Annotated in this window: 9 protein-coding genes; 5 read left to right on the top strand and 4 right to left on the bottom strand. The window is 68.1% G+C overall.

Translation table 11 applies throughout. From position 1 onward, the window contains the following. Window positions 1-85: 85 nt before the first annotated feature. Entirely contained in the window at window positions 86-655 is a 570-nt protein-coding gene (locus tag G8A07_RS25415; protein WP_195794690.1) for a hemerythrin domain-containing protein, read from the bottom strand. A 146-nt stretch (window positions 656-801) separates the two neighbouring features. Between G8A07_RS25415 and tkt the strand changes: the two genes are divergently transcribed. The 4 genes from tkt (at window position 802) to G8A07_RS25395 (ending at window position 7,076) form a co-directional block, all read left to right on the top strand. Then, window positions 802-2,856, top strand: a complete 2,055-nt coding sequence (tkt, locus tag G8A07_RS25410) for a transketolase (RefSeq protein ID WP_195794689.1) — start codon at window positions 802-804, stop codon at window positions 2,854-2,856. Between the two features lie 85 nt (window positions 2,857-2,941). Further along, complete coding sequence (gene gap, locus G8A07_RS25405; protein ID WP_195794688.1) at window positions 2,942-3,940, top strand: type I glyceraldehyde-3-phosphate dehydrogenase; 999 nt, start codon at window positions 2,942-2,944, stop codon at window positions 3,938-3,940. A gap of 167 nt (window positions 3,941-4,107) precedes the next feature. Then, entirely contained in the window at window positions 4,108-5,151 is a 1,044-nt protein-coding gene (locus G8A07_RS25400) for a hypothetical protein (protein WP_195794687.1), read from the top strand. Between the two features lie 119 nt (window positions 5,152-5,270). Then, window positions 5,271-7,076, top strand: coding sequence for a S8 family peptidase (locus G8A07_RS25395; RefSeq protein ID WP_195794686.1), 1,806 nt, complete (start codon window positions 5,271-5,273; stop codon window positions 7,074-7,076). Between the two features lies 1 nt (window position 7,077). Here G8A07_RS25395 and G8A07_RS25390 read toward each other — a convergent pair whose 3' ends face one another. The 3 genes from G8A07_RS25390 to G8A07_RS25380 are packed head-to-tail and all read right to left on the bottom strand — an operon-like array spanning window position 7,078 to window position 9,155. Next, window positions 7,078-7,782 (bottom strand): hypothetical protein, encoded by a 705-nt coding sequence (locus G8A07_RS25390; protein ID WP_195794685.1) that lies wholly within the window; start codon window positions 7,780-7,782, stop codon window positions 7,078-7,080. 4 nt (window positions 7,783-7,786) lie between these two features. Further along, window positions 7,787-8,671 (bottom strand): biotin--[acetyl-CoA-carboxylase] ligase, encoded by an 885-nt coding sequence (locus G8A07_RS25385; RefSeq protein ID WP_195794684.1) that lies wholly within the window; start codon window positions 8,669-8,671, stop codon window positions 7,787-7,789. 7 nt (window positions 8,672-8,678) lie between these two features. Beyond that, window positions 8,679-9,155 carry an SET domain-containing protein gene (locus tag G8A07_RS25380; RefSeq protein ID WP_195794683.1) on the bottom strand — a complete coding sequence of 159 codons (477 nt, stop codon included), beginning with the start codon at window positions 9,153-9,155 and terminating at the stop codon, window positions 8,679-8,681. A gap of 117 nt (window positions 9,156-9,272) precedes the next feature. On the opposite strand from G8A07_RS25380, the gene G8A07_RS25375 reads away from it, so the two are divergent. Further along, window positions 9,273-11,969, top strand: a complete 2,697-nt coding sequence (locus tag G8A07_RS25375; RefSeq protein ID WP_195794682.1) for a DNA topoisomerase III — start codon at window positions 9,273-9,275, stop codon at window positions 11,967-11,969. Window positions 11,970-11,974 lie beyond the last annotated feature (5 nt).

Raw genomic sequence — 11,974 nt, 5'->3', positions numbered from 1 at the left:
CCTGCCGCTGTCGAATGAAGAAGAAGGATCGCGAACGGCCCCAGTCTATGCCGGTGCCGCGCGTTGGCAAGCCCTTCTTGGCGGCTCAGTTCGGCGCGCCCAGCCCCAGCGGCGCCGGCACCAGGCGCAGGATGCGCGCGAACAGGGCCTGGTAGGGCTCGTCCGGCGCGTGGCCGGTCAGCGGATCGCGGTTGGCGGCGAAGGCCTCGTCCAGCTCGGCCCAGTCCTCGGGGCCTAGCAGGCGCAGCGCCAGCGGCAGCACCTCGCGCTCCTCGAGGCCCATATGCTCCAGATAGGCGTCCACATAGCGCAGCGCGGCGGCCTCGAAGGCCTGGCGGCGCGGTTCGCCGAGCAGCTCGTAGGCCAGCAGCGCATGCTGCAGCGCGCGCACCGCGCGCTCGCCGCGGGCATGGTCGGCGTCCAGCCGGTCCAGCAGCTCGCGTGCCTGCGGCGCCAGCGCGCGCAGGCGGGCGAACAGCAGCTCGCTCTCCTTCGGATGGTGCAGGCGCTCGGGGAACTCGTCGACATAGAACAGCATCGCGCGCAGCGCGTCGAAATCGGGACGCGGCTGGCGCGCCATCAGGGCCAGCGTGTGCAGCATCGCGGCCAGCGCGCCATGCTCGGCGCGGATGATGCGAAGGGTCTTGGGCTCCATGGCCGGCTCCTGTCCCGGCGCCAACCCGGGCTGCCTGCCAGCTTGCCCGGGCGGGGCGGTAACCGGCTTGTCCCAGGTCAAACCCAGGGGGCGTCGGCGGCCAAGTAAAATCCCCGATTCCCTCGCAACTCCGTCCCGCACCGACCATGGCCGATACCGCTGCCGTCCAGAACACCTCCCTGATGGCCAACGCCATCCGCGCATTGGCGATGGACGCCGTGCAGCAGGCCAATTCCGGCCATCCGGGCGCGCCGATGGGCATGGCCGAGATCGCCGTCGCGCTGTGGGGCCGCCATCTGCGCCACAACCCGGCCAATCCGCATTGGGCCGACCGCGACCGTTTCGTGCTGTCCAACGGCCATGGCTCGATGCTGATCTATGCGCTGCTGCACCTCACCGGTTACGCGCTGCCGATCGAGGAGCTGAAGAACTTCCGCCAGCTGCACAGCAAGACCCCGGGCCACCCCGAGGTGGGCATCACCCCCGGCGTCGAGACCACCACCGGTCCGCTGGGCCAGGGCATCACCAACGCGGTGGGCCTGGCGCTGGCCGAGAAGATGCTGGCCAAGGAGTTCAACCGCGAACAGCATTCGATCGTCGACCACCACACCTATGTGTTCCTGGGCGACGGCTGCCTGATGGAGGGCATCAGCCACGAAGCCTGCGCGCTGGCCGGCGCCTGGAAGCTGAACAAGCTGATCGCGATCTACGACGACAACGGCATCTCGATCGACGGCCAGGTCGCGCCCTGGTTCATCGACGACACCGCCAAGCGCTTCGAGGCCTATGGCTGGAACGTGATCGGCCCGGTGGACGGCCATGACGTTGAGGCGGTGGACGCGGCGATCGCCCGCGCCAAGACCAGCAGCGACAAGCCGACCCTGGTGATCGCCAAGACCCATATCGGCAAGGGCTCGCCGAACCGCGCCAACACCGCCAAGGCGCATGGCGAGCCGCTGGGCGTCGAGGAGATCAAGCTGACCCGCGACGCGCTGGGCTGGGTGCACGAACCCTTCCACCTGCCGGCCGAGGTCTACAACGAGTGGGACGCCAAGGACGCCGGCGAGAACCTCGAGCAGGCCTGGGATGCGCGCTTCGACGCCTATGCCGAGGCCCATCCCGAGCTGGCCGCCGAGTTCCAGCGCCGCATGGCCGGCGTGCTGCCGGAGAACTTCGCGCAGATCGCGGTCGATGCGGTCGTGAAGGCGCATACCGAGGCCCAGACCGTGGCCAGCCGCAAGGCCAGCCAGCTGGCGCTGGAGGCCTTCACCGCCGCGCTGCCCGAGCTGCTGGGCGGCAGCGCCGACCTGACCGGCTCGAACCTGACCAACACCAAGAGCACGCCGGCCTTCCGCCTGGAAGTCGACGGCAGCGCCAACGGCGGCCGCCACATCAACTACGGCGTGCGCGAGTTCGGCATGGCCGCGATCATGAACGGCATCGCGCTGCATGGCGGCTACATCCCCTACGGCGGCACCTTCCTGACCTTCAGCGACTACAGCCGCAACGCGATCCGCATGGCCGCGCTGATGAAGCAGCGCGTGATCCATGTGTTCACGCATGACTCGATCGGCCTGGGCGAGGACGGCCCGACGCACCAGTCGATCGAGCATGTCTCCAGCCTGCGCCTGATCCCCGGCCTGGACGTCTGGCGCCCGGCCGACACGACCGAGACGGTGGTGGCCTGGACCATGGCGATCGGCAATGCTCAGCGCCCCAGCGTGCTGGCCCTGAGCCGCCAGAACCTGAACTACGCGCCGAAGACCGCGGTGGACGAGATCGCCAAGGGCGGCTACGTGCTGAGCGAGCCGGCCGCGATCGGCCTGAAGAACAAGAAGGCCCAGGCGGTGATCATCGCCACCGGCTCCGAGGTGCAGCTGGCGCTGGCCGCGCAGCAGCAACTGGCGGTGGCCGGCATCGCGGTGCGCGTGGTGTCGATGCCTTCGACCAATGTGTTCGACCGCCAGGACGCCAAGTACAAGGCCAGCGTGCTGCCCGAGGGCCTGCCGCGCATCGCGGTGGAAATGGGCGTCACCGATTTCTGGTGGAAGTACCGCTGCGCCGCCGTGGTGGGCATCGACAGCTACGGCGAGTCGGCCCCGGCCGGCGTGCTGTTCAAGCATTTCGGCTTCACCGCCGAGAACGTGGCCGACACGGTCAAGGTCGCGATCGGCGCGGCCCGCCTGAAGGCACGCAAGTGATGACGAAGTGAGAAGAAGGGGTGCGGCAACGGCACCCCTTGTCGTTTGGGTTTTGTGTTTTTCTTGTTTTTGTTAGGAGACTGACGTGACGATCAAGATCGGTATCAACGGCTTCGGCCGCATCGGCCGCATGGTGTTCCGCGCTGCCGTGGCCAACTTCAAGGACATCGAGGTCGTGGGCATCAACGACCTGCTGGAGCCCGACTACCTGGCCTACATGCTCAAGTACGACAGCGTGCACGGCAAGTTCGAGGGCGATGTCGCCGTCGACGGCAACACCCTGATCGTCAACGGCAAGCGCATCCGCCTGACCGCGGTCAAGGATCCGTCCGAGCTGAAGTGGGGCGAGGTCGGCGCCGACATCGTGGTCGAGTCCACCGGCCTGTTCCTGAGCAAGGACACCGCCGAGAAGCACCTGGCCGCCGGCGCCAAGAAGGTCGTGATGTCTGCCCCGTCGAAGGACGACACTCCGATGTTCGTCTTCGGCGTCAACGACAAGACCTACGCCGGCCAGGCCATCATCTCGAACGCCAGCTGCACCACCAACTGCCTGGCCCCGCTGGCCAAGGTGCTGAACGACAAGTGGGGCATCAAGCGCGGCCTGATGACCACCGTGCACGCCGCCACCGCGACCCAGAAGACCGTCGACGGCCCGAGCAACAAGGACTGGCGCGGCGGCCGCGGCATCCTGGAGAACATCATCCCCAGCAGCACCGGCGCCGCCAAGGCCGTCGGCGTGGTGATCCCCGAGCTGAACAAGAAGCTGACCGGCATGAGCTTCCGCGTGCCGACCAGCGACGTCTCGGTGGTCGACCTGACCGTCGAGCTGAACAACGAGGCCAGCTACAAGGACATCTGCGCCGAGTTCAAGGCCCAGTCCGAAGGCGCGCTGAAGGGCGTGCTGGGCTATACCGAGGACAAGGTGGTCGCCACCGACTTCCGCGGCGACGCCCGCACCTCGATCTTCGACGCCGAGGCCGGCATCGCGCTGGACGGCACCTTCGTCAAGCTGGTCGCCTGGTACGACAACGAGTGGGGCTACTCCAACAAGGTGCTGGAGATGGTGCGCGTGATCGCCAAGTAAGCGGCGTATTTCACCACCCCTTGAAGCCCCGGCCGGAGACGGCCGGGGCTTCTTCTTTTGTGACTTGGCTCACTCTTTGGTGGGATCTGTGCCGTGGTGAGCCCGGCGCATACTGCGCTGCCACCCGCTGGGGTGGCGGACAACAACAGTACAAAGGGATGGTGAGGATGGCTGCAAAGACACAGGCACCGGGGCAACGGTGCAAGGGCTGGGGTCAGGGGCTGTTGGCGATCCTGTTGCTATGGCAAGGCGCTGCGCTGGCTCAACAGCAACAAGCGGTCAACAACGAGGAGGGCAAGGAGCTGCTGGCCTGCTTGCAGCGCCCGCAGGCCCCGCCCGACTATCCCGAGTTCGATAAGAAGGCCTTGCGCGACGGTACCCTGCGTGTGCGGCTCAGCTTCACCGCGGCGGACAAGGCGCCTGCGGTCCAGTTGCTGTTCCGCGCGGGCAGCGAGCGCATCGTGGAAAGCGTGGAGCGTCATGTCGCCGCGTATCGCCTGCCCTGCTTGCCGGCCGGGCAGCGCGTGGATGTGGTGCAGGAGTTCAACTTTGCCGCGCGCGGTGGTGATGCCGTGCACTGGAGCGCGCCGCGCCATGTGCCGTCGACACCGCACAAGGATTGGCATGCCTGCATTCGCACCCCGGCCCGTCAATTGCGCGTCTGGGAGGACTCGCTGACAGGCACGCGCTTCAAGCCTCGCGAGTTCGGCAACGTGGTGGTGCAAATGCGCTTCGACAGCCCGACGGCACCGCCTCAGGTCAAGGTGGTCTATGCCAAGGCCGATGACCGGGTGCGCAATGCGGTGCTGGACCATGTGGCCGAGTACCGCATGCCCTGTCTGCCCGACGGCGCAGAGCCGCAGGTTTCCGAGCAGCTCTTCAAATTCCGCTCGCATACGGCGGATGATCCGGTGTACACCTTCAAGGACATGGATTTGACGAGCTTCCTGGCCCGCATGACCGACCTGGAGCGTAGACCCGTGCGGTTCGATCTCGACTCCATGGGCTGCCCCTTCAAGCTGATGTGGACGCTTGGGCGGCCCGCCCTGCCCAATCGGGTGGGCGAGATCGGAGAACCCAATCTGAACAGGCTGGAGCTCACGACCTGGCTGTCCGAGCTGACGATGGGCATGCCGCCGACTTTGTTCGATCAGATGTTGGGGCAGAGCCTGGTCGTGACGGTGCCCTGCGGCAAGGTAGAGCTGGGCTGACCCTTGTGCAGCCAAGGACGTGTACGCTGGATTTGACATCCACCGCTCGCCCTTCTTGACCCTTGCACCGTCACGGAGCGCGCCTACACTGGGCTGGCCCAATGCGGAGTTCCCCCATCATGAAGCCCATGCTGCTGCGTTTGTCCCTGCTGAGCTCGGCCCTGGCGCTGGGCTATGCGTCCACTGCCGTCCATGCGGCCAGCGAGGCGGAGGAGGCCCGGGTGATCGTGCGCTTCAAGGCCGCGGCGCAGAGCGTGCGCGCCAAGCCGCTGGCGCTGCGCGCCCGCGCTATGGAGGCCGCCGACATCGCGCAGACCCGCGCCTATGGCCTGGGCCTGCGCACCGGTCGCAGCCTGGCCGCGCGGCTGAGCCTGGACGAGCGCACCCATGTGATCACCGCCCGCGGCATGAGCTCCGCCGCGCTGGCCCAGCGCCTGGCGCAGGACGGCGAGGTCGAGATGGTGGTGGTGGACCAGCGCCGCCGCCACTATGCGACACCCAATGACTCTTATTACATGACCGGCCCCTCAAGCGGTCCGGCCGCCGGTCAGTGGTATCTGCGCGAGCCGAGCGCGGGCATCGTCTCCAGCATCAATGCCCCGGCGGCCTGGGATCGCACCACCGGCAGCAACTCGATCGTCGTGGCGGTGCTCGATACCGGCATCCGCAAGGATCATCCGGACCTGGCCGCGCAGATCGTCGGCGGCTATGACATGGTCGGCTTCAGCAGCGGCAGTTCGACGGCACTGGCGATCGCCAACGACGGCAACCATGCCGACAACGACGCCTCCGATCCCGGTGATTGGGTCACTCAAGCCGACATCAACGGTGGCAGTCTGGGCAGTACTTGCACCAGCGAGGATGTGGCCAACAGCAGCTGGCATGGCACCCGTGTGGCCGGCCTGATCGCCGCGACCAGCAACAACGGCCAGGGCATCGCGGGCGTGGCCTGGGGCAGCAAGATCCTGCCGGTACGGGTGCTGGGCAAATGCGGCGGCTACGACTCCGACATCATCGCCGGCATGCGCTGGGCCGCCGGCGTCAGCGTGCCGGGACTGCCCGCCAACCCGAATCCGGCCCGGGTGTTGAACCTCAGCCTGGGCGGTAGCGGCAGCTGCGGCACCACGGGCATTGGCGCGCTGTATCGACAGGCCATCAGCGAGGCAACTGCACGCAATGCCGTTGTGGTTGCGGCTGCCGGCAATACCGAGGGCCTGGCGGTCGGCCTGCCCGGCAACTGCCCCGGCGTGATTACCGTGGCCGGCCTGCGCCATATCGGCTCCAAGGTCGGTTTCTCCAGCCTGGGCTCCGAGGTGACCCTGGCCGCACCGGGCGGCAACTGCGTCAATGTTGATGCCAATGGCAATGCGACCGGCCCCTGCCTGTATCCGATCCTCAGCACGACCAACAGCGGCAGCCAGGGGCCGGTGGCGAACGATGAGCGCTATGTCGGCGGCGTCGGCACCAGCTTCTCAACCCCGCTGGTCAGCGGCGTGGTGGCCCTGATGCTGGCCCAGCAGCCGAGCCTGACACCCAGTCAGGTCGCCAACCTGCTGCGCAGCACCGTGCGGCCCTTCGTGAGCAGCGGCGCGACCGCCGGCATCGCGCAATGCCAGGCGCCCAGCGCCACGAAGCAGGACGAGTGCTATTGCACCACCAGCACCTGCGGCGCCGGCATGCTGGATGCCGCCGCCGCGGTGGCGGCCGCGACCCCGGCGCCGGCTCCTGCTCCAGCCCCAGTGCCTGCTCCTGCGCCAACGCCCGCGCCAGCACCAGCTCCCGCTGCGGATAGTGGTGGTGGCGGAGGCGGCGGCGGTGGTGCCGCCGGCTGGGCCTGGATGCTCGGCTTGGTCGCGGCGGGCGCAGCCCTGCGCGGCCGTAGTGTGCGGCGCCCCGCACCGCGGCCGGCGCAAGACGAGACTTAACTTAACGCGAAGCGGCGGCGCTGGCCGCCGCGGCGGCCTCGGGGGCTGCCGGGCAGGCCGCCAGGGTGGCGCCGGCCAGGGCCGGTTCGCGGCCGGAGGCCAGCAGGTTCTGCAGCTGGGCCGTCAGCGCCGCATCGGCGCGCGGCAGGCTCAGCGCGTGGCGCGTCTGGGCCGCGCGCAGTTGCAGCACCCGCAGGCCCTTCAGCGCGCGCTGCTCGTAGCCGGCCAGCGCGCTCGCGGCGGCCTGCTCGCTGGGATGCTCGCTCAACACCAGGCTGGGCTGCTCGTCCGGCAGGCCCTGCAGCGGCTCGAAGTTGAGCTTCATGCGCTTGTAGGTTTCTTCCTTGCGGGCGCGGAACTCGGCCGAGCCGAGCTTGATCGTCGCGACGACCCAGAGCCCGCCCTGCTCGCCGCGCACCAGCACCTGCCAGTCGGCGCTGCCCAGGCCTAGCCGCTCCAGCGCGGCCTGGGCGGCGCGCAGGCCCTCGTCGCCTGCCAGCGGGCCCAGCTCCTGGCAGCTGCGGGTCTGCAGCGCGGTGACGGCCTGCGGGCTCAGCACGGTCATGCGCTCAGGATGGTTTTCCAGCTTCAGGCGTTCGGGCTCGCGCTCGGCATGCAATCCCAGCACCCGGTCCAGCCAGCCTTGCGACCAGCCCAGCGCCAACAGATTGGCGAGCAGCAGCATCACGACCAGGGCGCGCAGCATGCGGTCAGCGGCCCCCGTCCTGCGGTGCCGCGCCGGCCAGGCGCACGCTGACCTCGCCGCTGACGACGGCCTGCGGGCCGGCCGCGGTCTGCAGCAGCAGCTCGCCCTGGGCATTGACGCCCTGGGCCAGGCCCTCCTGGGCGCCGGCCGTGATCTGGCGGCCCTTCAGGTAGTCGCGCCGCGCATAGGCCTGTTCCCAGGCCGCGAAGCCGCCCTGCGGGAAGTCCAGCAGGGCCCGGATCAGCGGCCGGGCGATGCGCGCCAGCACCGCCGGGGCGGTGTAGCGCGCGTCCAGCTCGCTCAGGCTGGCATAGCCGGTGTTGTAGTGCGGCTGCTCGCCGCCGACCTGGCCCTGGGGGTCGGAGGCATGGATGTTCAGGCCGACGCCGACCACCACCACGCGCTGCGCGCCGGCGGGCACGGTCTCGATCAGGATGCCGCCCAGCTTGCGGCCGTCCAGCCAGATGTCGTTGGGCCATTTCAGCTGCAGGCGCGGTGCTGCGTCCGAGCCCGCTTCCAGCGGTTCCAGCGCATCCGCGACCGCGCAGCCGACCACCAGGGACAGGCCCGACCAGTCGGCCGGCGCCAGCGGCAGCGACAGCGAGAAGGTCAGCGAGGCGCCCGGCGCCGCATGCCAGGAGCGGCCCATGCGGCCGCGGCCATGGGTCTGGTGCTCGGCCACCAGCAGGCAGGGCTGTAGGTCATGGGCGCGCCGGCCGTAGGGGCTGGGCTCGAAGCTCGAATGGGTGCGGCTCTCGCCGCGCACCCGCTCCAGCAGGGCCGTGTTGGTGGACTCGGCGCGCGCCAGCACCTCGATGCTCATGCCGGGCAGCAGCGGTTCCAGGTCTTGCCAGAGGGCCTCGACGCCCCAATGTTGATGTTCGGCCATGTATTGCCTATCGCTTCGGCGCAAGCATCGTGCCACGACAGCCTTCGCTGCCGCAATAACAGGCGAACTGTTTTTTCAGCTTGGGGGTGTAGCGCTCGTCGATCACCAGACCGTAGTCATAGAACAACTCCTCGCCCGGCAGCAGGTCGCGCAGCGCCCGGATGAAGACCCGGCCGTCGTCGGTTTCCTCGGCCTCGCAGTTCGGTTCGCAGGAATGGTTGATCCAGCGCGAGCTGTTGCCGCCGTACAGCGCGTCGATCACGTTCCCGCCCTCGATATGGAAATAGAAGGTGTGGTCGGGCTGCTTGGGGTCGTGCGGATGGCGGCGCAGCGCCTCGTCCCAGCTGATGCGCTCGCCGGTGTACTCGATCAGGGTCGCGCCGGCCTCGAGGTGCCGGGCGGCGTAGACGCCGCGTCCATGCACGCCCGAGCGTTTGACCTGAAGGCGATTGCGTGAGGTCTTGGGAGCGGCGTCTTGCGTCATCGTCCGAGTTCGGTACATTGAAATCATGGGTGCGCGCACGTGCGTGCGTACGCGCGAGGCCGGATTGTAGGCAGGTCGTGGAGCTATGCTCCGCCGCTTGCGAAGAAATAAAGAACCATGAGCAAGTCCCTGATCATTGCCGAGAAGCCATCTGTTGCGCAGGACATCGTGCGGGCGCTGACGCCGCAGTCCGGCAAGTTCGACAAGCATGACGAGTATTTCGAGAACGACGAGTACGTGGTCTCGTCCGCCGTCGGCCATCTGGTCGAGATCAAGGCGCCGGAGGAATTCGACGTCAAGCGCGGCAAGTGGAGCTTCGCCCACCTGCCGGTGATCCCGCCGCATTTCGACCTGAACCCGATCGACAAGAGCAAGGGCCGGCTCAACGCCCTGGTCAAGCTGATCAAGCGCAAGGACGTGACCGGCCTGATCAACGCCTGTGACGCGGGCCGCGAAGGGGAGCTGATCTTCCGCCTGATCGTGCAATACGCCGGCACCGCCAAGACCGCGGTCAACAAGCCGGTGCAGCGCCTGTGGCTGCAGTCGATGACGCCGCAGGCGATCCGCGACGGCTTCGACAAGCTGCGCAGCGACACCCAGATGCTGCCGCTGGCCGACGCCGCGCGCTGCCGCTCCGAGGCCGACTGGCTGGTCGGCATCAACGGCACCCGCGCGATGACCGCCTTCAATTCGCGCGATGGCGGCTTCTTCCTGACCACCGTCGGCCGGGTGCAGACGCCGACCCTGTCGATCGTCGTCGAGCGCGAGGAGAAGATCCGCAAGCATGTCTACCGCGACTACTGGGAGGTGCGCGGCACGTTTGATGCCGTCGCCGGCCAGTACGAGGGCAAGTGGTTCGACCCGAAGTGGAAGAAGGACGAGCACGACGCCGAGCGCAAGGCCGACCGTCTCTGGACCCTGGCCGAGGCCGAGGCCATCGCCGCCGCTGCCCAAGGCCAGCCGGCCACGGTCACCGAGGAAAGCAAGCCCAGCACCCAGGCCAGCCCGGGCCTCTATGACCTGACCACCCTGCAGCGCGAGGCCAACTCGCGCTTCGGCTTCTCGGCCAAGACCACGCTGAGCCTGGCCCAGGCCCTATATGAAAAGCACAAGGTGCTGACCTACCCGCGGACCGACTCGCGCTACCTGCCGGAGGACTATCTCAGCGTGGCCAAGCAGACCGCCGAGGTGCTGGCCAGCGAGGAGCTGCCGATCAGCCTGATGCCGCTGGCCACCCATGCCGCCACCGCGCTGAAGAACGGCTATATCAAGCCGACCAAGAAGGTGTTCGACAACAGCAAGGTCTCGGACCACTTCGCGATCATCCCGACCCTGCAGACGCCCAAGAGCCTGACCGATGCCGAGGCCAAGCTCTACGACATGGTGGTCAAGCGCTTCCTGGCGGTGTTCTTCCCGCCGGCCGAGTTCCAGGTCACGACCCGCATCTCCACCGTCAAGGCCGCCGGCAAGGAATTCGCCTTCCAGACCAATGGCAAGGTGCTGGTCAAGCCGGGCTGGCAGGCCGTCTACGGCAAGGAGGCGACCGACGAGAACGCCGAGCCGGGCACCAGCGGCGCGATGCTGGTGCCGGTGGCCCCGGGCGAGGTGGTGCGCACCGAGAGCGTGGACGTGAAGGCGCTGCAGACCAAGCCGCCGGCGCGCTACAGCGAAGCGACGCTGCTGTCGGCGATGGAAGGCGCGGGCAAGCTGGTCGAGGACGACGAGCTGCGCGAGGCGATGGCCGAGAAGGGCCTGGGCACGCCGGCCACGCGCGCCGCAATCATCGAAGGCCTGCTGACCGAGAAATACATGCTGCGCGAGGGCCGCGAGCTGATCCCGACCGCCAAGGCCTTCCAGCTGATGACCCTGCTGCGCGGCCTGGGCGTCGACGAGCTGACCAAGCCCGAGCTGACCGGCAACTGGGAGCACCAGCTGTCCGAGATGGAGAAGGGCCGCCTGAAGCGCGAGGCCTTCATGGCCGAGATCGCCGCGATGACCGAGAAGGTGGTCCGCAAGGCCAAGGAATACGACCGCGACACCATCCCCGGCGACTACGCCACCCTGAAGGCGCCCTGCCCGAAATGCGCCGGCGTCGTGAAGGAGAACTACCGCCGCTTCAGCTGCACCGGCAAGTCCGGCGAGGGCGAGGGCTGCGGCTTCTCGATCGGCAAGATCCCGGGCGGCCGCAGCTTCGAGCTGCATGAGGTCGAGCAGTTCCTGCGTGACAAGAAGATCGGCCCGCTGGAGGGCTTCCGCTCCAAGGCCGGCTGGCCCTTCACCGCCGAGCTGGCCCTGGTGTTCGATAGCGAGATCGACAACTGGAAGCTGGAGTTCGACTTCGGCGAGGATGCGAAGAAGGCCGAGGAGAACGGCGAGCCGGTCGACTTCGGCGACCAGGCCTCGCTGGGCGCCTGTCCCAAGTGCCAGGGCCATGTCTACGAGTACGGCAGCAACTATGTCTGCGAGCATGCCGTCGGCGCCAACGTGACCTGCGATTTCAAGAGCGGCAAGATCATCCTGCAGCAGCCCATCGAGCCGGCGCAGGTGCACAAGCTGCTGAGCCTGGGCAAGACCGACCTGCTGGAGAACTTCGTCTCCAACAAGACCCGCCGCAAGTTCAAGGCCTATCTGGCCTACGACAAGAAGACCGGCAAGGTGGCCTTCGAGTTCGAGCCGCGCGCCGCCAAGGCGCCGCCGCGTTCATCGGCCGCTGCCAAATCGGCCGCCCCGGCCGAGGCGGAGACGGCCGCGCCGCCGGCCAAGAAGGCGGCAGCGGCGAAGAAGGTGGTGCGCAAGGCGGCCAAGAAGGCCTGAGCGGC

It is taken from the genome of Roseateles sp. DAIF2, assembly GCF_015624425.1.
In the GTDB taxonomy this organism is placed as follows: Bacteria; Pseudomonadota; Gammaproteobacteria; order Burkholderiales; family Burkholderiaceae_C; genus Kinneretia.
The sequence above is the reverse complement of the archived record's forward strand: the minus strand, read 5'-3'. Positions and strand labels throughout refer to the sequence as shown.